The sequence below is a fragment of the Nocardia sienata NBRC 100364 genome, assembly GCF_001613205.1.
In the GTDB taxonomy this organism is placed as follows: Bacteria; Actinomycetota; Actinomycetes; order Mycobacteriales; family Mycobacteriaceae; genus Nocardia; species Nocardia sienata.
In genome coordinates this window covers 1-20,482 of sequence record NZ_BDBX01000032.1, presented here as the reverse complement: position 1 = coordinate 20,482, position 20,482 = coordinate 1, and the positions used below count along the sequence as shown (strand labels likewise).

Annotated in this window: 19 protein-coding genes and 1 pseudogene; 8 read left to right on the top strand and 12 right to left on the bottom strand. The window is 69.3% G+C overall.

What is annotated here, in order from left to right; all coding sequences use genetic code 11:
* Positions 1 to 200 precede the first annotated feature (200 nt).
* A complete protein-coding gene (locus NS4_RS17945; protein WP_245665502.1) occupies positions 201 to 959 on the bottom strand; it encodes an Rv1157c family protein in 759 nt (252 codons plus the stop codon).
* Positions 960 to 1,287: 328 nt separating this feature from the next.
* Between NS4_RS17945 and NS4_RS17940 the strand changes: the two genes are divergently transcribed.
* Positions 1,288 to 2,637, top strand: coding sequence for a mannosyltransferase (locus tag NS4_RS17940; RefSeq protein ID WP_084487457.1), 1,350 nt, complete (start codon positions 1,288 to 1,290; stop codon positions 2,635 to 2,637).
* Here the strand turns inward: NS4_RS17940 and NS4_RS17935 are convergent.
* Both NS4_RS17935 and NS4_RS32665 read right to left on the bottom strand, forming a co-directional pair.
* Positions 2,585 to 2,872 carry a 4a-hydroxytetrahydrobiopterin dehydratase gene (locus NS4_RS17935; RefSeq protein WP_063060679.1) on the bottom strand — a complete coding sequence of 96 codons (288 nt, stop codon included), beginning with the start codon at positions 2,870 to 2,872 and terminating at the stop codon, positions 2,585 to 2,587. The genes NS4_RS17940 and NS4_RS17935 overlap by 53 nt on opposite strands.
* 86 nt (positions 2,873 to 2,958) lie before the next feature.
* Positions 2,959 to 3,135, bottom strand: coding sequence for a hypothetical protein (locus NS4_RS32665; RefSeq protein WP_169811775.1), 177 nt, complete (start codon positions 3,133 to 3,135; stop codon positions 2,959 to 2,961).
* A 147-nt stretch (positions 3,136 to 3,282) separates the two neighbouring features.
* Between NS4_RS32665 and typA the strand changes: the two genes are divergently transcribed.
* From typA to NS4_RS17910, 4 genes are all read left to right on the top strand, one after another.
* Positions 3,283 to 5,181, top strand: coding sequence for a translational GTPase TypA (gene typA, locus NS4_RS17925; RefSeq protein ID WP_063060677.1), 1,899 nt, complete (start codon positions 3,283 to 3,285; stop codon positions 5,179 to 5,181).
* Between the two features lie 71 nt (positions 5,182 to 5,252).
* Complete coding sequence (locus tag NS4_RS17920; RefSeq protein WP_063060676.1) at positions 5,253 to 7,010, top strand: ABC transporter family substrate-binding protein; 1,758 nt, start codon at positions 5,253 to 5,255, stop codon at positions 7,008 to 7,010.
* Positions 7,007 to 7,903: an N-acetyl-1-D-myo-inositol-2-amino-2-deoxy-alpha-D-glucopyranoside deacetylase gene (gene mshB, locus NS4_RS17915; protein ID WP_063060722.1), complete on the top strand. Its 897-nt coding sequence runs from the start codon at positions 7,007 to 7,009 to the stop codon at positions 7,901 to 7,903. The genes NS4_RS17920 and mshB overlap by 4 nt, the downstream gene beginning before the upstream one ends.
* Before the next feature lie 88 nt (positions 7,904 to 7,991).
* Positions 7,992 to 8,447, top strand: coding sequence for a hypothetical protein (locus NS4_RS17910; protein ID WP_245665500.1), 456 nt, complete (start codon positions 7,992 to 7,994; stop codon positions 8,445 to 8,447).
* Between the two features lie 19 nt (positions 8,448 to 8,466).
* Here NS4_RS17910 and NS4_RS17905 read toward each other — a convergent pair whose 3' ends face one another.
* The 3 genes from NS4_RS17905 to NS4_RS17895 form a co-directional block, all read right to left on the bottom strand.
* Positions 8,467 to 9,183, bottom strand: a complete 717-nt coding sequence (locus tag NS4_RS17905; RefSeq protein WP_063060675.1) for a DUF1906 domain-containing protein — start codon at positions 9,181 to 9,183, stop codon at positions 8,467 to 8,469.
* A gap of 179 nt (positions 9,184 to 9,362) precedes the next feature.
* Entirely contained in the window at positions 9,363 to 10,526 is a 1,164-nt protein-coding gene (locus NS4_RS17900) for a hypothetical protein (RefSeq protein WP_245665498.1), read from the bottom strand.
* 121 nt (positions 10,527 to 10,647) lie between these two features.
* Positions 10,648 to 12,087 carry an MFS transporter gene (locus tag NS4_RS17895; protein WP_501193452.1) on the bottom strand — a complete coding sequence of 480 codons (1,440 nt, stop codon included), beginning with the start codon at positions 12,085 to 12,087 and terminating at the stop codon, positions 10,648 to 10,650.
* 74 nt (positions 12,088 to 12,161) lie between these two features.
* On the opposite strand from NS4_RS17895, the gene NS4_RS17890 reads away from it, so the two are divergent.
* Together NS4_RS17890 and NS4_RS17885 are read left to right on the top strand one after the other, a co-directional pair.
* A complete protein-coding gene (locus NS4_RS17890; RefSeq protein ID WP_063060674.1) occupies positions 12,162 to 12,683 on the top strand; it encodes a MarR family winged helix-turn-helix transcriptional regulator in 522 nt (173 codons plus the stop codon).
* Positions 12,684 to 12,735: 52 nt separating this feature from the next.
* On the top strand, positions 12,736 to 13,329 hold the full coding sequence (locus NS4_RS17885; RefSeq protein ID WP_063060673.1) for a TerD family protein: 594 nt from the start codon (positions 12,736 to 12,738) through the stop codon (positions 13,327 to 13,329).
* Positions 13,330 to 13,343: 14 nt separating this feature from the next.
* Here NS4_RS17885 and NS4_RS17880 read toward each other — a convergent pair whose 3' ends face one another.
* The 5 genes and pseudogenes from NS4_RS17880 to NS4_RS17860 form a co-directional block, all read right to left on the bottom strand.
* On the bottom strand, positions 13,344 to 13,757 hold the full coding sequence (locus tag NS4_RS17880; RefSeq protein ID WP_174552106.1) for a TIGR03668 family PPOX class F420-dependent oxidoreductase: 414 nt from the start codon (positions 13,755 to 13,757) through the stop codon (positions 13,344 to 13,346).
* 25 nt (positions 13,758 to 13,782) lie between these two features.
* Positions 13,783 to 15,732 carry a vWA domain-containing protein gene (locus NS4_RS17875; RefSeq protein ID WP_063060672.1) on the bottom strand — a complete coding sequence of 650 codons (1,950 nt, stop codon included), beginning with the start codon at positions 15,730 to 15,732 and terminating at the stop codon, positions 13,783 to 13,785.
* A gap of 28 nt (positions 15,733 to 15,760) precedes the next feature.
* Positions 15,761 to 17,158 carry an ATP-binding protein gene (locus NS4_RS17870; RefSeq protein ID WP_063060671.1) on the bottom strand — a complete coding sequence of 466 codons (1,398 nt, stop codon included), beginning with the start codon at positions 17,156 to 17,158 and terminating at the stop codon, positions 15,761 to 15,763.
* A 121-nt stretch (positions 17,159 to 17,279) separates the two neighbouring features.
* Positions 17,280 to 17,888, bottom strand: a pseudogene (locus NS4_RS17865) (maleylpyruvate isomerase family mycothiol-dependent enzyme); the annotation flags it as partial.
* A gap of 156 nt (positions 17,889 to 18,044) precedes the next feature.
* Positions 18,045 to 19,088 carry an NAD(P)H-dependent flavin oxidoreductase gene (locus NS4_RS17860; RefSeq protein WP_063060670.1) on the bottom strand — a complete coding sequence of 348 codons (1,044 nt, stop codon included), beginning with the start codon at positions 19,086 to 19,088 and terminating at the stop codon, positions 18,045 to 18,047.
* A gap of 292 nt (positions 19,089 to 19,380) precedes the next feature.
* Between NS4_RS17860 and NS4_RS17855 the strand changes: the two genes are divergently transcribed.
* A complete protein-coding gene (locus tag NS4_RS17855) occupies positions 19,381 to 19,851 on the top strand; it encodes an SRPBCC family protein (protein ID WP_063060669.1) in 471 nt (156 codons plus the stop codon).
* A gap of 111 nt (positions 19,852 to 19,962) precedes the next feature.
* Here the strand turns inward: NS4_RS17855 and NS4_RS17850 are convergent, their stop codons facing one another.
* Positions 19,963 to 20,385, bottom strand: a complete 423-nt coding sequence (locus NS4_RS17850; protein ID WP_063060668.1) for a PPOX class F420-dependent oxidoreductase — start codon at positions 20,383 to 20,385, stop codon at positions 19,963 to 19,965.
* Positions 20,386 to 20,482: the final 97 nt, after the last annotated feature.

Genomic DNA, 20,482 nt, shown 5'->3' with positions numbered 1-20,482 from the left:
GCCGGGTCGCGCTCTGGGCGAGCGCCGCACATCGACTCGCCGTTCGCGCGGACAGCCGAGGGATCGGCGACCTCGAGCGCCGGCGGCGCCCAAGCCGATGAAGGCGCGATGCGCGCACATCCTCGAGCCGTTTCCGCTCGTCGGCGTCCGTGGTCGGGACCGTGCGGCCCCGACCCTGCGGCGGGTGTGCCGTAGTCGACTCAGCCGACCGTGAAGAATCCGATGGTCGGCATGAAGGTGCAACTGCGGGTTTCGGTCTCGGTGGCCTGGGTGGTGAGTCCACCGCCGATCACCGCGACGATACGGCCGGTGCCGGTGTTCGCGATGGCCGACAGGGTGGCCGGGCCGTCCGGGTTGATCTTGGCCGCATCGGTGAGCGGCTGCGAGCCCGATTCACCGGTGTCCAGGTTCCGCCACTGCACCATCATCGGCTGAGCCTGTTCCGCCGTCGGGCGTTCGGTGCCCAGCGCGGTGAACACGAAACCGGTCTGACCGACGCCCGGTCCGGGCGGCGGCAGCTGCGCCGGGCCGGGCACGGCGAGGGCGGTGCCGACCGAATCACCGGACGGGGCGATGCAATCCTGCCCGATGGTCGGGTACAGGAACTGGGCGATCGCCGGCCCGGATTCGGGAATCTCGGGACCGCCGCCGCCGCTGCCGTCCAGGAACGTGATGACCCGCTCCAGCGTCGATTTGATCTGCGGGGGGAGATTCACCGCGGCCAGCAGCGCCCGGGCCTGGGCCAGAATGGCCTCCTGCGGGCTGCCCGGCGCGGCGATGTCCTTGGCCGCCGGAGCCGATGCGTTGACTATGGCCGGGGCAAGGGCGGCGAGAACGTCGACGGGAACCCCTTCGGGAACCATCGGGACGCTGCTCACCGACGCCTCGGTGGCCGGGGCCGCGACGGCCGTCGCGGGCGCCACGAGGGAGGCGCCCGCAGCAATGGCGAGCGCGGACATTGCGATCCGCGATCCTCGGGTGCGAAGCACTGGTCTAGCCGTCCTTACCTCGGGTACATCTGGGCGACGCTGAAAAGCCGTCGTTTCGGGGTCACTCTAAGGACACTGACGCGCGTTGTACAGCACCGGGGTCGGGATTGCGAGCCCCGATTCGCTGTGCTACCGAACAGTAGCGAACAACGCGAGTGACTGGTGTGAAAAATGAGGCGTATGTGCACTCGTAACCCATCGGTTGCCCGATGGTTACCGGATGCTGTGCCCACTGTTTGCCGCCGGCCGCGCGCAGCGCCCGCAAAGGCTCGCGTTCGCGCGGAAATCGGTGGGGTTAATGTATTCCGGGCCGGAAAACCGGCGACGCGCCCACCAGCACCGGGTCCGGCCGCCGGCCCGGACCGACTCGAAAGCTCGTGTATTGACTCAGCCCAGCGGCGCCCGGACCGACATTCGGGGGTTCGTACCGTTTCGCCTGGCCCTGATGGCGCTCGGGATCACCGTACTGGCGCGGCTGCTGTGGATGCTGCTGACCCCGAACGGGATGAACCTGGTCGACCTGCACGTCTATGTCGACGGGTCGGCGGCCCTGCTCACCGACCATCTGTACGACTTCACCTACGCCGAGAAGACACCGGATTTCCCGCTGCCCTTCACCTATCCGCCGTTCGCCGCGGTCGTGTTCTTCCCGCTGCACTTCCTGCCGTTCACGGTGGTCGCGATGCTGTGGCTGTTCGCCATCGTCGCCGCGCTGTACTGGGTGGTGCGGATCGCGTTCGAATTGATGCTGGGACCCGACGCCCTGCGCGAAGCACGGTGGCGCACCGCCATGGTGGCGTGGACGGCGGTAGGACTCTGGTTCGAGCCGGTGCGCACCACCATCGACTACGGGCAGGTCAATGTCTTCCTGATGCTCGGCGTGATGGTCGCGATCCGCAGCTCCCGGTGGTGGCTGTCGGGAACCCTGGTGGGCGCGGTCGCGGGTATCAAACTGACGCCCGCGATCAGCGGCCTCTATTTCGTGGCGCGGCGCCGCTGGGCGGCCGCAGTCTGGTCGGCGGTGGTATTCGGCCTGACCGTGGCGGCCAGTTTCCTGATCAATCCGGAGGAGACGCGGCGTTATTTCGGCACCCTGCTCGGCGACGCCGACCGGATCGGGCCGGTGGGCTCGGTATGGAACCAGTCGCTGCGCGGCGCGCTGAGCCGGCTGCTGGGCAGCGATGTGGGTACCGGGCCCTGGTGGATCGCCGGTGTCGCGGTGGCGGCGGCGCTGGGGTGGTGCGCGTGGCGGGCACTGCGTCGCGACGATCTGCTGGGCACCGTACTGATCGTGCAGTTGTTCGGGCTACTGGTCTCGCCGATCTCCTGGTCGCACCACTGGGGCTGGCTGCTGCCGACTGTCCTGTGGTTGCGCTACGGGCCGTACCGGACCGTTCCCGGCGCGCGGCTCCTGGCCGGATACTGGCTGGTGACGGCGCTGATCGGCGCGCCGTGGGTGCTCTCGTTCCTGCAGGATTCGATCTGGACCATCTCCCGCTGGGGCGTGTGGTCCTGGCTGGGCACCGTCTACGTGCTCGGCGCGCTGGTCTGCTACGGCTGGATCGTCTGGGCGGGCCGCGTGGCCGCCCGGACCGCTACGACGCCAGCCGATCTATCTCCCGGGCCAGCGCCACGTCCTGTGCCGTGAGCCCGCCCGCGGAATGCGTGGACAGGGTGAAGGTGACCTTGCGCCACCGGATATCGATATCGGGATGGTGATTCGCCGATTCGGCGATATCGGCCACCCGCCGTACGAGTTCTATTCCGGCGGGAAAGGTGGCGGCCTCGACCGTGCGGGTCAATGCGTCACCGGCCCGGCTCCATTCCGGCAGGGTTTCCAGGGCCGCGGCGATCTCGGGCTCGGAGAGCAGTGCTGTGGTCATCCCGCCGTATTACCCCGGAATTCACCCCCTACAACCGCGGACTATCCGACTTCCGTAGCGGACGCCGGGAGCGAAGGCGCAGGCCCTCAGGCGGCACGCGCCTTCTTCAGACCTTTCTTCAGCTCTTTACCGGAGGCGCCTGTGGCCTCCAGTTTCTTCATCCGCATGATGACCACAGGGCATTTCACGCAGCGCGTCTTCTTACGACAGCACTTCTTCTTCGGCTTGAGGCCCGAAACCTCGCTCGCCTTGACCTTGCCCATGCGGGTTAGCATACCCTTACCTCTGGGCGGCGCCAGTAGGCCACCGAGTTCCCGGTAGGGTGTAACCGGCCCAGATGCCCGGTGAGTTCGAATCTCCCTGTCGCAGGGTCCGGCCGCAAGCAACAATTACCAGCAGGAGGAACCGGCGTGTCGTCTGCACGCGATTTTCGCAACGTCGCCATCGTGGCCCACGTAGACCACGGTAAGACGACGCTCGTCGACGCCATGCTGCGGCAGTCCGGCGCATTCGCCGAACGGGCCGAATTGGTCGACCGGGTGATGGACTCCGGCGATCTGGAGCGCGAGAAGGGCATCACCATTCTCGCCAAGAACACCGCCGTACACCGGCACCATCCGGACGGCAGCGTCACCGTCATCAATGTCATCGACACCCCGGGTCACGCCGATTTCGGTGGCGAGGTGGAGCGCGGCCTGTCCATGGTCGACGGTGTGGTGCTGCTGGTCGACGCCTCGGAAGGCCCGCTGCCGCAGACCCGGTTCGTGCTGCGCAAGGCGCTGGCCGCCTGCCTGCCGGTGATCCTGGTCGTCAACAAGACCGACCGTCCCGACGCGCGGATCGCCGAGGTGGTCGAGGAAAGCCACGATCTGCTGCTGGATCTGGCCTCCGATCTCGACGACGACGCCGCCGAAGCCGCCGAACTCGCCCTGGACCTGCCGGTGCTCTACGCCTCCGGCCGCGCGGGCAAGGCATCCAAGGAGCAGCCGCGCAACGGCGAGGTGCCGAACGCGGAGAACCTGGACGCACTGTTCGATGTGCTGCTGGAGAACATCCCCGCCCCCAAGGGCGACGCCACCGCGCCGCTGCAGGCCCATGTGACCAACCTCGACGCCTCGGCCTTCCTGGGCCGGCTGGCGCTGGTACGTATCCACAACGGCGAACTCCGCAAGGGTCAGAACGTGGCGTGGATGCACGCCGACGGCGTGAAGAACGTCAAGATCACCGAGCTGCTGCAGACGATCGGCGTCGAACGGCAGCCGGGTGAGGTCGCGGTGGCCGGCGATATCGTCGCCGTCGCCGGTATCCCCGACATCATGATCGGCGACACCCTCGCCGACCCGGACGAGCCCGTGGCGCTGCCCCGCATCACGGTGGACGAACCGGCCATCTCGGTGGTGATCGGTACCAATACCTCACCCCTGGTCGGCCGGGTCCAGGGACACAAGCTCACCGCCCGCATGGTGAAATCGCGGCTCGACCAGGAACTAGTGGGCAATGTCTCACTGCGGGTACTCGATATCGGCCGCCCGGACGCCTGGGAGGTCCAGGGCCGCGGCGAGCTCGCGCTGGCCATCCTGGTCGAGCAGATGCGGCGCGAAGGTTTCGAGCTGACCGTCGGCAAACCGCAGGTGGTGACCCGGCAGGTCGACGGCAAGGTGCACGAGCCCTACGAAGAACTCACCATCGACTGCCCGGACGAATACCTGGGCGCCATCACCCAGCTGCTGGCCGCCCGCAAGGGCAAGATGGTGCAGATGAACAACCACGCCGCGGGCTGGGTGCGGATGGAGTTCATCGTGCCCTCGCGCGGTCTGATCGGTTTCCGTACCGATTTCCTCACCGAGACCCGCGGCACCGGTATCGCCAACGCCGTCTCCCATGGTTATGCGCCGTGGGCCGGGGAGATCCGGGCCCGGCACACCGGTTCGTTGGTGTCCGACCGCTCCGGTTCGGTGACCCCCTTCGCGATGATCCAGCTCGCCGACCGCGGGCAATTCTTCGTCGAACCGGGCGCGGAAACCTATGAGGGCATGGTCGTCGGGATCAATCCGCGCGCCGAGGATCTCGATATCAATGTGACCAAGGAGAAGAAGCTCACCAATATGCGCTCCTCCACCGCCGATGTGATGGAGACGCTGGCCAAGCCGCTGCAGCTCGACCTGGAAATGGCCATGGAATTCTGCGCCGCCGACGAATGCGTCGAGGTCACGCCGGAGGTCGTGCGAGTGCGCAAGGTCACCCTGGCCGCCAATGAGCGGGCCCGGGAGCTGTCGCGCCGCAAGGCCCGCGACCGGGCCGCGCTGTAAGCGGTTTCGCCCCCGGACGGGCCGGCTCGGGTTTGGGTAGAGTGCCGAACGTGATTTCGGGGAGGCGCGCGATGCGGCGCGGGCTGCTGGTGCTCATAGCGGTGCTCGTTCCGGTGCTTGCCGGATGCACTGCCGACCCGCCGCCGCCCATCGCCAGCACGGACAGCCCGAAGACCGAACCGGCGCAGCCGACCAAGAACACGGTGGTGGTCGCCATCGACGACATCGGAATCGGCTTCAATCCCCATCTGCGGTCGAACCAGTCCCCGGCGACCGCCGCGGTGGCGGCCATGGTGCTGCCGAGTCCCTTCCGGCCCACCCCCGATCCGGCCCTGCCCGGCGGCACGCTGTGGGTTCCGGATACGGCCCTGGTCGATTCGGCGACGGTGACCGCCGAGGCCCCGTTCACCGTCACCTACAAGTTGAAGGATCAGGCCAACTGGTCGGACGGGGCCCCCATCGCGGCCGAGGATTTCCACTACCTGTGGCAGCAGATGATCACGCAGCCGGGTGTGATCGACCCGGCCGGATACCGCCTCATCACCGAGGTCCGTTCCGCTGGCGGGGGTAAAGCGGTTTCCGTGGTGTTCGACAAGCCCTATCCGGCCTGGCCGCAACTGTTCGCGAACCTGTTGCCGTCGCATCTGATGAAGGATTCGCCGGGCGGCTTCCAACGGACGCTGGTCGAGCAGATACCGGTCTCGGGCGGCAATTTCACCATCGAATCCGCCGATCCCGGTCGCGACGAGATCCTGCTGGAACGCAACGACCGCTACTGGGGCACCCCGGCGCGCCCCGACCAGATCCTGCTGCGCCGCGGCGGCACCCCGGCCCAGCTGGCGGATTCCCTGCGCACCGGCGACACCCAGATGGCGCTGGTACACGGCGGGGTCGCCACCCAGGCCCAGCTGGCCGCGATCCCGTCGGTGCGCACCGCGATCATGCCGCAGTCCCGGCAGTTGCGCCTCACTCTGAACGGACGCGTCGGAGTACTCGGCGACCACCGGGTCCGGACCGCGGTCCTCGCGTTGCTCGATCCCGCGCTGCTGGCCACGGTCGGCGCGCAGACCGGTAACTGGGTGGAACCGGTGCGCGCGCAGGTGCTGTCCCCCTCCGATCCCGGATACACGCCCACCGAACCGCCGCGCCTCAACCCCGACCAGGCGTTCGGCCTGCTGGCCGAGGCCGGTTTCGGCCGCGCCCCGGAGCCGCCGCCGGTCTCGGCGACCTCGCCGGCTCCCCGGCCCCGCTCGCTGGCCCGCAACGGCGAACCGCTAGTTCTGCGGATCGGAGCGGTGACCGGCGACGACACCGCGCTGGCGGTGGCCAATACCGCGGCCGACCAGTTGCGCAGCGCCGGGATCGACGCGTCGGTGCTCAACCTCGCGGCCGACGAACTGTACGGCAAAGGCCTGGTGGAGAATTCCGTCGACGCGGTGGTGGGCTGGGAGGCGACCGGCGGTGATCCGGCCACCGCGCTGGCCTCCCGCTACGGATGCCCGCCGGCGGCGCCCATCACGCCCACCACCGACGGCGCACAGGCCGAGGTCCCGGCCGCCGTGGAGGCGGCCCGCCGGTCACCGAGCAATCTGTCCGGTATCTGCGATCCGCAGTTCCAGCCGTCGATCGACGGCGCGCTGCACGGCGTGGAAGTACCGCGCACGCTGGGCGAAGCCGAACCCCGGCTGTGGGGTGCGTCCACCGTGCTCCCGATCGTGCAGGACAACGTGGTGGCCGCGGCCGGTCCCTCGGTGGACGGGGCGTCGCTGAGCGGAGCGATCCAGGCCGGGATATTCGGCGACGCGGCGATGTGGCGGCGCGTCCCGTGACCGGCTCCGGCGAAGGACGTACGGGCGGGTTGCTGCTGGTCCACGCCCACCCCGACGACGAAACCATCACCACCGGGGGCACGATCGCCCACTACCGGCGCCTCGGTGTCCCGGTGACGGTGGTGACCTGCACTCTCGGTGAAGAGGGTGAGGTGATCGGCGACCGCTGGGCCGGCCTGACCGCCGACCGCGCCGATCAACTGGGCGGGTACCGGATCGGTGAACTCACCCGCGCCCTTGCCGAACTGGGCGCCGGACCGCCGTGCTTCCTGGGCGGCGCCGGCCGCTGGCGCGATTCCGGTATGGCCGGAACTGCGGCTGCGCAGCATCCGCGGGCCTTCGTCGATTCCGGCCCGGCGGCGGTCCGGGCCCTCACCGAGGTGATCCTGGACCTGCGGCCCCGCGTGGTGGTGACCTACGACCCGCACGGCGGTTACGGCCATCCGGACCATATCCGCGCCCATCGGGTGACCACCGAAGCCGTGGAGGCCGCGGCCGGACAGGGCTGGGACACGCCCAAGTTCTACTGGACCGTGACCGACGGCGAGATCCTGCGCGACCATCTACGGGCGCTGGCCCGCCGCACGGTGGACGGCCTGCCCGGCGCGCTACCCCCCGGCTGGCGGCTGCCGGCCGAGGACGAGTTGGCGTGCGTACCCGGTGATTCGGTGACCACGACAATCGATGTCACCGAATCGCTGCCCCGGAAACGCGCCGCGCTGCGCGCCCACGCCACCCAGCTCACGGTCGCGCCGTCGGGCCGGGAATTCGCGCTGACCAATATGATCGCCCAGCCGATCCTGCCGGAAGAGCACTACATCCTGGTCCGCGGTCGCGCCTGGGCCGGTGGGCCGGACGGCCGAGAAGACGACCTGTTCGCCGGTTCGGCGTAGCCGCACCGCGCCCGCGCACCCATAGACTCGTGACTATGCAGCACTCGGAATCGGAGAACGGTACCGGACCGACAGTGGGCACGCGACGGTGTTCGCCACCCCGGTCGCGCGGATGACCGCCGCCGTGGACGACGAGGCCGGCGCGGATCCTCGTGCCCGCTGGACCGCACTGGCGACCGCGGCAATCGGCCCGGCGCTGATCGTGGTCCTCATCGTGGACGCGGTGATCACCTCGGTTCTCGAAGTGCTCTATCTGCCCTTCTATCTCGGCAGCGTCGCCGTACCGCTGGCCGCGTTGATCGCCGCGCCGGTCAATGTGGCCCTGGTGTGGGCGGCCGCCACCGTGACCACCCGCTCGACCGTGCTGTTCCTGCCGATCGCGGCCTGGCTGGCCGTCTTCCTGATCGCGGCGAGCCGCGGCCCCGGCGGCGACGTCCCGCTGCGCAACGATCTGCCGACGCTGCTGCTGTTCCTGTGCGGGTCGGTGGCACCGCTGATCTACATGTACGTGGCGGTCAACCGGACGAAAGGCCCGGCACGCTGACCGATCCGCCGGGCGGTGGTCACCAGGCTCCGTACTCCGCGAGGAGGATATTGTTGACATCCACTCCCACCCCGTCGACCGTACGGTCGTCGATCTCGAACTGGTGCAGGTGCGCGGCCGGATGCACGTATCCCGGTGCGGTTCCCCAGTCGTGCTGCCAGAACCACGCGCCCACGCCGGCCGTCCGGGCCAGGTCGATGGTGGGTGCGTTGGCGTAGACGCCGGTGTTCTCCCGGCCGAGCACCGCCTGCCAGCCGAGCAGGTACGGCAGGATCATGGTCGCGAATTCCACCGGATCGGGGTTGTCGTCGATGGAGGCGTAGATCGGGCGGTTCTCCGGTCCCCCGGCGGCCCGATGCAGAGCCAGCCCGCGCTCGGCGTGCCGGCGGCCCGCGTCGTATCCGCCGCGCCAGTCGGCGGTGGGCCCCTTGCCGAACTGGTAGCAGGACACGATGGCCAGTCCGGCGGCCCGCAGCTCCTCCACTTCGCCGGCGAGCAGCGGTTTCCCCGCCATCCATTCCGCTCCCGGCCGACGATCGGACACATACCGGATGACCCCGGTGTGCCCGGCCGCCTTGATCGCCGCCGCGGACGGCACACCCGCCGCGTAATCGAGCAGGGTCCCCAGCGAAGCCGCACCGGCGCGGGGAGTTCCGAAGGCCGGCCCCACAGCACCCGCGGCGAGGGCGGCGGCCGTGTATCCGAGCAGAGCCCGGCGAGACAGTGCAGAAACCATCGAGACTCCTTCGCACACCCCGGGTGAACAAGTAGCGGCGTGCCCGGCGCACCTTCCCCATCAGCAACTGCGCGCGCCGGGAGCCTCGAACGTGGGGTAATTCCATCACATCCCCCACCGAATCGCCACGACCGCCGACCGCGCTGTGTTCGTGGCGGCGCCAGGAACACAGCGCCGGATCACAACAGCCGGTCTATGCGTTCGCCTACGTCGAGAGTTCGTACGGCCGGGTCGGCGAGTTCGGTGCGGACGACCCGGACCACCTGCGCGACGATCTGTTTCTTGATGCCCGCCAGGACACCGAGGACGGCGGCGCGCATGCCCTGGGCCGCGTATTCGAGGCGGACGCTCTCCCGTTCCGGCGGGTCGACTTCCACCACGATGAGCAGGGGGTCGGCCGCGTGCGCGGTGAGTTGCAGGGGTATCTCCACGTCCGCGCGGTAGTGGTTGTCCTTGAGCACGCTGACCGTGATGTCGAGGGTGACCGGAACAATGAGGTCGAAGCGGACCAGTGCCGGATCGTCTTCGGCCGTGGCGGTTTCGGTGACCCGGTCGGTCAGTACCGGTCGGCCGACCTCACCGCGCACGGTGACCTCGGCCGCCGCCCGGGGGCCGGTACGCAGGGGGCCGATCTCGATCTGCCGGTCGGCGAGATGGGTGACGAATTGCCCGAGCCGGTCCCGGGTGACGATGCGCGGGAAGAAACGCCGCCCGAATTCGGCGTGGTCGATCCAGTCGAACCGGGTGCGGGCGCGGTGCGGGGAGCGTTCACGGGCGACGATGGCCTCGATATCGTAGATCCGGCTACGCATCACGCCCGGGTCGCGCAGCATCCCGTTCACCCGATGGGCGACCTCGCGTTGCAGCAGCCCGGCGATCGGGTCGAGTAGCCATTCGGCCACCGAATCGGCGGCGGACAGGCGCAGCAGCACACTCACATCCGTGGGCTCTACCCGGGGGATATCGATCACGATCAGCAGCGGGTCGGCGGTGCGGGCGTGGAAGGTGAGACCGATCGATACCACCGTCTCCGACCGCAGAGGTTTGCCGCCGAGCAGGATCTTGGCCCGCAGGGTTACCGGTATCCGCACGTCGAAGGCGACTTCGGAGCCGCGGCGCACCACCACTGGATGGTCGATCCGCCCCTCGGCGAGGAACCCGGCGAGTCCGGCGGGCGCCAGATTGACCGGGCCGATGGTCAGCCCGCGCCCGGTGAGCCCGGCGACCGCCTTCTCGATCCGGCGCTCGGTCACCGCATGGGTGACGAACCGCCTGCCGAACTCGGCGTAGTCGATCCACCCCGGGTCGCCTACCTCGATCGGTTCCATGAGTCGTTCCGACACCTCTACCTCCACCGAACAAGGGTCACGGTACGCGATGAAGGTATCGATCCGGCACGCCCGTCACCACCCGGGCGACAGCCGCCCGTAACCGACGATGTGGATATCGGGGACGGCCGCGGGATCAGCGTGCGCCGGCGGCCACGGCGCGCATCGGGATGAGGGCGGTGAGTGCGATGGCGACACAGGCCGCGGTGGTCGAGATGAGGAAGGCCGTCTGGAAAGCGTCCCGCGACGGCAGCTGCCGGGCACCCAGAGAGATGGTCATATTGGCCAGTACCGCGCTCATCACCGCCGCCGAGGTGGAGGTGCCGACCGAGCGCATGAGCGCGTTGAGCCCGTTCGCCGCGGCGGTTTCGGTGATCGGAACCGCGCCCATGATCAGCGCGGGCATCGCGGCGTAGGCGAGGCCGACCCCGCCGGCCACCAGCACCGAGGCGATCATGATCTGCCAGACCGTGTCCATCATCGCCGCGGCACACAGATAGCCGAGGCCGATCACCGCCGATCCCACACCGAGGGTCAGTTTGGGGCCGAAACGCGCCGAGATCCGGGCCGAGACCGGCGAGAGCAGCATCATCACGCACCCGCTGGGTGCCAGGGCGAGTCCGGCGGCCACCATCGTCAGTCCGAGGCCGTAACCGGTCTCCGCGGGGGCCATCAGCAGTTGGGGGAAGCTCAGCGACATGCCGTAGAGCGCGAAACCCACTGCGATCGAGGCGATATTGGTGAACAGCACCCGTGGCCGCGCCGAGACCCGTAGGTCGACGAGCGGATGCCGGCGCCCGAGTTCGTAACGGCCCCAGCCGAGGAACACCAGGATCGACACCGCGAACAGGGTCAGGATGGAAGCGCTGGTCCAACCCCACTGCGCGCCCTGAGTGATGGCGAGGAGCAGCGCGAGCAGGGCCGTCGCCAGCCCTGCGGCGCCGCCGAAATCGAAGGGGGCGGGGGTGCGCACCGGGGATTCCGGGACGAACCGGAAGATCAGCAGCGCGCCCGCGCCGCCCATCGCCGCGGCCGCCCAGAACAGGACGTGCCAATCCGCGTGTTCGGCGATCAAGGCGGCGACCGGCAGTCCGATCGCGCCGCCCACGCCGAGGGTGGAGCTCATCACGGCCATCGCCGAACCGACGCGTTCGGGCGGCAGTTCGTCGCGCAGGATGCTGATACCCAGCGGAATGGCACCGATCGCCACGCCCTGCAGGGCGCGGCCGGCCACCGAGGGCAGCAGTGAGGAGGACATCGCGCACAGGACCGAGCCGATGATCATGGCGAGCAGGTCGAGCAGCAGGATGCGGCGTTTGCCGAACATATCGCCGAGCCGGCCGCTGATCGGGGTGCAGACCGCGGAGGCCAGCAGGGTCACCGTGATCACCCAGGAGGCGTTGGTGGCGGTGGTGTCCAGGAGGGTGGGCAGGCTCGGGATGAGCGGAACAACCAGAGTCTGCATGAGTGAGACGACGATGCCGATGGTGCTCAGGGTCGCCACCAGGACCGTCGGTGAGGTGCGGGGCCGATCGCGTTCGTCGGATCTGGAAGGGTCGTCGGCCACAGCGGTCACGCATATGCACGTTACATAGCCTGTGTATGGTGCACAATTTTGTATTCGGGCGAAACAGACGACATAGTGTCCGAATGTCCGATTCGGCTGTACCGCTCGCCGCCTCCGCGGCGGACCGCCGGGACCCCGCCGTCCTGGCGCGGCTCGTCCTGGAACTGAACCTGCTGTCCCGGCAGTATCCGGCCGCCCGCCGGAATTCGCCTTTCCGGCTGGACAGATCCGCGTACCTGATCCTCACCCGGCTGCGTCTCGGCGATCCGCTGTCCCTGCGCGAACTGGCCGAAGCGTTCGGTCTCGACGTGTCCACGGTGAACCGCCAGGTGGCCGCCATGCTCGACCAGGACCTGGTGGAGCGGGTACCGGACCCCGAGGGCGGCGTCGCCCGCAAGGTCCGGCCCAGCGAGAAAGGACTTCGGCTGTTCGAAGCCGATCTGGCCCTGCAACGCCGCGGTGTCGGCTCCGTGCTCACCGATTGGCCCGACGAAGAGGTCGAGCAATTGGTACGCCTCCTGGAACGGTTCAACGAAGGGGTCGAGGGGCTGGCCCGCCATCCCTGGCCGCGCCCCCATCGGACCACCGGTTCCCCGGTCCACTGACCGGGAACTCGGTGGTCACCCGGTGTTCTCCGGCAGCCGGTACCGTTGAGCCATGATCACGCTCAAAAAGGAAGACGGCGCAGCGGATCTCGCGGGGATCGCCAAGCTGAGTGTCGGTGTCAGCTGGGACCCGTCCGCGGGCGCCAGCGGTGGCGCGCTCGGCTGGGCGCGCCGCAAGAAAGGTGTCGACCTCGACCTGATCGCCATCCTCATGCAGGGCAGCGAGCCGGTCCGTTTCGCCGGGCTGGATTCGCTGGACCCGCTGGGCAACGGCTCGGTCCAGCACTCCGGCGACGAACAGACCGGTGCGGCCGCCGGTGACGACGAAACCGTTCATGTCACCTTCGCCGAGATCCCCGGCGGTATCGACGCCATCGTCTTCGTCGCGGCGGCCTTCAAGAAGGGCTCCTCGTTCGAGAAGGCGAACAACATCTCGTTCAAGGTCTACGACGCCACCGGCGGCAGCAGCCAGCAGGTGGCCGATATCTGGCCGTCGCTGCTGGGCAACGACAATGCCAACGCCGTGGCCCGCGCCTTCCGCAACGGTGATGTCTGGCAGCTGGAGGTGCTCAACCGCAAAGGCAAGATCAAGCAGGGTGACAAGCAGGCCCTGCTGCGGTTCGCCATGGGCGGCGCCGGCTCCTGATCCGCCGGGCGTGATCAACCCGCCGCCCAGCCCGACCAGCGCGCGATATCTAGCGCGATGACCGGGCCGGGCGGCGGCTCCGTCGCATAGACGGGGTAGCGGGCGGTCAGGTGTGTCAGGCCGCGGCGCGCCTCGTCGCCGGTCACGATGCGTGCCCGCCCGTCGGCGCGCACCCACCACAGGCGGGTCCAGTCCTCGTCGTAGAAATCGGCGAGTACGGCGATCTCCGGGTTCGCCTCGATATTGGCCAGCCGGCGCAGCGCGGTGGTCGACTTCGGTTTGGCGTCGACCGCGGTGTAGACGGTATCGCCGACCGGCGCGAACACGATCGGGACGAGATGTGGTGCACCAGAGGGAGTCACGGTCGCGAGCCGGGCGACCCTGGCCTCGGCGAAGCGTGTCCGCGCCCGATCACGGTCCAGCCGCATACCTACACCTCTCCCGCCCCGGCGCTCAGCGTCGGCCGCGCAGATAATCGCTGACCACCGCGGCGCCGAGCCCGTCCAGGTCCGGCGCCACCACCCGGCCGCCGCTGCGCCGGGCCACCAGATCCACGAACGCGGCCAGCCGCGGTTCCTCGCCCAGCATGAATACCGAGATCGAGGCGCCGAGCCGGGCCAGCGAATCCACCTGCGTCATGGTGACGGCCAGGGTGCGCCGGTCCGGCGGCCAATTGAAGTAGGAGGTGCCGTCCGGCTCCAGGTGCGCGGTCGGCTCCCCGTCGGTCACCACCAGCACCACCGGTACCGCGTCGGGATGCCGGCGCAGATGCCGGCCGGCCAGCAGCAGCGCGTGGTGCAGGTTGGTGCCCTGCTCCCACACCGGTTCCAGCCCGGTCAGTTCCGCGATGTCCACGGTGCCGGCGTGGCGGCCGAAGGTGATCAGTTCCAATGCGTCGGACCTGAACCGGGTGCTGATCAGATGTTGCAGGGCCAGCGCCGTTCGCTTCATCGGCACCCAGCGCCCGTCCTGCACCATCGACCACGAGGTATCGACGCACAGCGCGACCGCCGCCCGAGAGCGCTGTTCGGTCTCGGCGATCTCCACATCCGCCACATCCAGCGACACCGTGCGGCTTCCGGTGGAGGCCGAGCGCAATACCGCGTTGCGCACCGTACGCGAGACATCCCACGGCTCGGTATCGCCGAACTGCCAGGCCCGGCTCGCGCCGGTCGGCTCCCCGGCCGCCCCGGCGAGCGCGGTTTCCCGCTGTCCCTTGCGGCTGCGCAATTTGCCGACGATATCCCGGAGCGCGACCTCCCCGAGCCGCCGCAGCGCCTTCGGGGTCAGCCGCAGTGAGCCGTCGGGGGCCCGCTCGAACAGGCCCTGGCGACGCAATTCGCGTTCCAGTTCGGCCAGCCGGGCCGCGTCCACCCGGGCCTCGGCGCCGAGCTGTCGTTCCAGCATCTCCAGGTCGATATCTTCCAGCCGCGCGCCCGGATAGGACTGGGCGAGCTGGGCGGCGAGTTCGTCGAGTTCGCCCAGATCCTGCATAGCCGATACGGCCTCGCCCATCCCCAGCGGGTCCTGGCCGCGGAAACGCCGCGCCGAGTCCCAGTCCTGGCCGGGACGTAGCGCACGCAGATTCGCGTCCAGGTCGGCGATCTGCTGCGCTATCCGCGGATCCCCGAATGCCTGGCCGATCAGCTCATTCAGTTCCGCGCGCTGCTGCGCCGACATCGAATTCATCATCCGCTGCGCCGCCGCGGCCCGCGCGGCCAATGCGTCGATCAATTCCTCGGTATCACGCGGATTCTCCGGGAAGAACTCGCCGTGTTCGGCCATGAACTCGGCGAACCGCTCGGTGGTGTCCTCGCCGCGGGCGTGGGCCGCGAGCAGATCGTTGAGGTCCGACATCATCTGCCGGACCCGCTCCACATCCTGCGGCGTGGCGCCCTGCAGCGCCTGTTTCATGCCCTGGAAACGGGATTCCAGCAGTTGCTCGCCGAGCAGATCACGGATCTTCTGATAGTTTTCCCGACCGGTCTCCGAACGCCAGGAATATTCGCTCAGTTCGTTCACCGCTTTGGCGGTGCTCGACGGGAGTGCGTCCAATCGCATTTCGGCGAACCGCGCGTCGTCGGAGGGGTCGGGGAACAACGCGCGCCGTTCGGCCTCCAGGGCGCCGTCCAGCAGTTCCCGCACCTGCTGCAGGGTGCCGTCCAATCGGTGGGATCGGGAGATCTCGGCCCGCCGCTCCCACAGACGGCGCGTGAGTTCTTCGAGCCCGGGCATACCGGATGTCCCCCGCCGTAACAGCTCCTCCAGCGCCGAACGCGGCGAGGAACCCTCCATCACCTCGCGCCCGATCTCCGACAGCGCCGCGCGCAGATCCAGCGGAGGCGCCAGTGGATCGGGCCCCTCGTGGTAGGGCCCGTAGGAATAACGGTCCGCCGCTGTCATCACACCTCTTCGCAACCGGGTGCCGCGGTCATCGGCCGTACACCGCGCTGCCCTCGTCGCCGGAGTCCTTGGCCACCTGGCGGGCCAGATACAAAGACTCCAGCGCGAATTCGACGGCCGCGGCGATCCGCTGTGGTGGATCACCCGCCGCGACATCGAGCCGCAGCGCCACCTCGTGCAGTACCGGAAGCTCCGGTAGCGCGGACAGGACCTGCGCGCCGGGCACCCGCTCGCCCGTGGTCACCAGATGTCCCTCGTCCACCGCGTCGGCCAGCGGCCGCAGATCCAATCCACCGAGCCGCTCTCGCGCGGTATCGGCGAAGGCCCGCCGCAGCAGATGGGTGAGATGTTCCTGTTCGCGGCCTTCCTCGCGGGATTCGAACTCCAGTTTGCCGCGCAGGACGGCCGGCACCGATTGCAGATCGACCGGCCGGGCCACCGCGGGATTCTCCCCGGTGAGCGCGGAACGTCGCAGCGCCGCCGCGGCCACGGTCTCCGCGGCCGCCACCGCGAACCGGGCCGAAACCCCGGAGCGCTGATCGATGGCCGGGGATTCGCGCAACCGCCGCACGAACCGGGCCAGCACCTCGATCAGCGGGTCGCCCACCTCGGCGACCAGTTCGGCTTCCTGGCGCACCAGCGCCATCTCCGCCTCGACGGTCAGCGGATAGTGCGTCCGGATCTCGGCGCCGAAGCGGTCCTTCAACGGGGTGATGATCCGGCCGCGATTGGTGTAGTCCTCGGGGTTGGCGGTCGCGACCAGCAGCACATCCAGCGGTAGCCGCAGCGTATAGCCGCGCACCTGGATATCGCGCTCCTCCATGACGTTCAGCAGCGCCACCTGGATACGTTCGGCGAGATCGGGCAACTCGTTGACCGCCACGATGCCCCGGTGCGCCCGCGGCACCAGGCCGAAGTGGATGGTCTCCGGATCGCCGAGGCTGCGGCCTTCGGCGACTTTCACCGGATCCACATCGCCGATCAGGTCGCCCACCGAGGTGTCCGGGGTCGCGAGCTTCTCGGCGTAGCGCTCGCTACGGTGCCGCCACGACACGGGTAGGTCGTCGCCGAGTTCGGCCGCCCGCCGCCGACTCTGCGGGCTGATCGGTTCCAGCGGATGTTCGCCCAGCTCGGCGCCCGCGATCACGGGGGTCCATTCGTCGAGCAGTTCGACCACGGTCCGCAGCAGCCGGGTCTTGCCCTGCCCCCGCTCGCCCAGCAGCACCACATCGTGACCCGCCAGCAGCGCGCGCTCCAATTGCGGCAGCACGGTCCGCTCGAAGCCGACGATCCCGGGCCACGGATCCTCTCCCGATGCCAGCCGGGCCAGCAGATTCTGGCGGATCTCGGCTTTCACACTCCGCGGCGCATACCCGGCCGCCCGCAACGCGCCCGCGGTGGCGGGCAGCTTCGATGGCGCAGTCACCTCATCGACGCTACGACGATTTCCCCCATCGGTCGACAGGTGGCGCGCCGTATCCGCCGCTCGACGCGGGGTCGCGGGCGGTGCGGCGGCCTCGGACGACCCCGGATCCCAGCCGCTGCCGCAGTGTGTCGAGCCCGTCTCCGTGCAGGTCGGCGGCCGCGACACCGCGCGCCGAGGCGATCAGCAGCAGCGACAGCAGCGGGCCGCGTACCTGTGGCCCCGACCCTGCACTGAACTCCGCGTCGTCGGCCACCAGCGTGAGCCCGGCGACGAGTTCCTTCCCCCCACCGAACCCGGCCGTGGTGCGGATCTGCAGCCGCAGGGCGTCGGCGACGGCATCGGCGGGGTACTCCCGGGTGATGCCCAGCGGCCGCCGGATGTCCTCTCCGTGCACGATCATCTCGACCAGTCTGCTGTCGAGCGGGGCGGGCGGGGTCACCGTCCTGTCCAAGGCCGCGCGCAACCGGTTCAGTGTCTCGGCGGGGGTGTCGGCCCGCTCTCGTTTCACACCGTTCGCGGTGAACCGGTCGAAATCGAAGCGGGCCCGGGCGAACTGCCGGACGAAACCGAGCCGGGAGGTTTTCGCCGTCGCCACGATATGCGCCAGCACATCGTGCACCGTCCACCCGGAGCACAACGAGGGCGTCGCCCATTGCTCGGCGGTGAGCCCTTCGAGATCCGCGATGAGCGCCAGTCTCTCGGACCGGACCGTCGGCCACACGTCTTGCACGATTCCTCCAGCTCGGTTCGCCCCCGGCCGGGGGTGACGAACCGCACACTACGGTCCGTCACCGACATATCGCCCGGACCGGCCCGGGCCGGTCCGGGCGGGTTCGCCAGACGGCGACCGCTCCGAAGGGCACACCACTCGTTCGACTGTCCGCGGTCAGTCGTGTGCCGCGCCCGACACCCGTGCCTCGTCCCAGAGCCGCCGCAGGATCGTCCCCGCCGGGTCCGGCGCCGCCTTACGGAAACCGGTACCCGCCCAGAGCGCCATATCGCCGGCGGCGTCCCGTTCTGCCGCGGCCGCCCGGATGGGGCTGGTGAGGTGATGGATCTGCGGGTACGCGGCGGGCGCTGTGCCGTACTCGGCGATGAAACCGTTGGCCAGCCCGCGGGCGGGACGGCCGGAGAACACGCGCGTCACGACCGTCCGGTCGAACCGCGGATCGGCGAGAGCGTTCTTGTGTGCGGCTTTCGCCCCGGATTCGGCGCTGCGCAGGAACGCCGTACCCAGTTGCACGGCGACCGCGCCGTGCGCGAGCACCTCCACGATCCGCGCGCCGTCGGAGATTCCGCCCGCAGCGATCACCGGCAACGGGCACCACGCGGTGATCTCGTCGAGCAGTTCGATCAGCGAGGCCGTCCCCGGCTCGTCCTCCACCCGGAAGGTGCCCCGATGACCCCCGCCCTCGGGCCCCTGCAGGCAGAGCGCGTCGACACCCACCTCCACCGCGGCACGGGCCTCGTCCGGACCGGTCACCGTCGCGATCACCGCCGATCCCGCGGCACGCAGCCGCCGCACGGTGTCCACCGGCGGCAGGCCGAAGGTCAGCGAGACCACCGGCACCCGCTGTTCGACGACCAGATCCACCTTCTCGTCGAACCGGTCGTCGTCGAATTCCCGGACGGCGGGTACCTCGAGCCCGTACTGCCGGGCCGTCTTCTGCAGCCTGTCCCGGTACTGCTCCACCGCCGCGCCATCGTAGGAAGTGCGCTGCGGCACGAAGAGGTTCACCCCGAACGCCGCGTCCGTACCCGCCCGCACCTGCCGGATCTGCTCGGCCACCGCGTCGGGCGTTTTGTACCCGGCCGCCAGAAAACCCAGTCCGCCCGCTTCCCCGACGCTCACCACCAACTCCGGCGTGGACGGCCCACCCGCCATCGGCGCCGCCACGATCGGCACGGCGAGATCTCCGAATCCGAACACGATCCACCTCCACGGTCGATACCGAATCGAACGGTACCCAGCCTCCTCACCCCCCGGCACCGAACAGCGACCGGGTGGCGCCGCTGTTCCCTGCGTCACGGCCGCAACCCGCTTCACTCGACCTTGCGGCACGATCATGCGGGCCGTTCACCGGGGCCGGGAGCCGGCTGTGGGATTCGCCCGAAACGGGGGACCGTGGTAGCTGCTCACCGCCGTGTGCGCGAGGCATAATTCCGGTGACCGTGGCGCATTGCCGTGCCGTCGCGCCTCCCTTCCCGCAGGAGAAGAGGGTATGTCCGATTCGAGTACGTACCTCGTCGAACGCGCCACCAGGATCGCCGCGCCCGAGCCCCGGATCCGCGCCCTCATCGACGACTTCCACCACTGGCGCGATTGGTCGCCGTGGGAGGACACCGATCCCGACTTGCGGCGCACCTACTCCGGTCCGGGATCGGGAGTGGGCGCCCGTTACGACTGGGAGGGCAACCGGAAGGCGGGCGCCGGGACGATGACGATCACCACCTCGGAGCCCGGACGGGTCGGGATCGACCTGACTTTCCGCAAACCGTTCGAGAGCCGGAACGAGGTGACGTTCCTGCTGGTGACCTCCGGTGAAACCACCGAGGTGACCTGGCGGATGACCGGCCGCAAAAACCTTTTCTTCAAACTGGTCGGCTTCCTGTTCCCCATGGACCGCTTCATCGGCCCGGACTTCGAGAAAGGCCTCGTGCGCTTGAAGGGACGGGCCGAGGCCGGCATCTGAATTCCGGCACCGGCGGGAGCGGAAGCGAGGAACGGCAGCGCGGTCGCGCGCAGGGTCCTCGCGACCGCACTGCCGGATCGACGTGTCCGGGCGATCCGGCCCCCGCGCCGATCAGCCGGCGTCGGGTTTCGACGGGTCCGGCATGGAGAATCCGGTCACCCGTTCGGGTGTGACGCGGACGATGAACCGGCGGATGCTGTCGGGCTCCGGCGCCGGCCGCGCGCCGAGATACTTCTGGGACAAGCGCTGTGGCAGCGATTTGTCCAGGTCGTCGATCAGTTCGGCGGTTCCCTGGATATCCACGGAGCGGTAGGGGTTCGTGGCATCGAGAACGGTGAGTGCGATCCGCGGGTCGCGGGCCAGATTGCGCACTTTGCGGCGGGTGGTCGTCGAGCTGAACAGGATCGTGTCGCCCTCCCGGTCCATCCAGACCACCGAGGTCTGGGGGCGGCCGTCCGGGTCGATCGTCGCCACGGTGGCGAAATTCTTCCCGTCCAGCAGGCGGCGGGCCTCCGCGGGCAATTCCATCGTCATATCGCTTCCTTCGCGTTGTTGCGGTTCGGTCGGACGTCGGTGCGGGGTCGGGCGCCCCGCGTCACGCGGCACGGGCCGCGGCGGCCGGGGTGGCCGG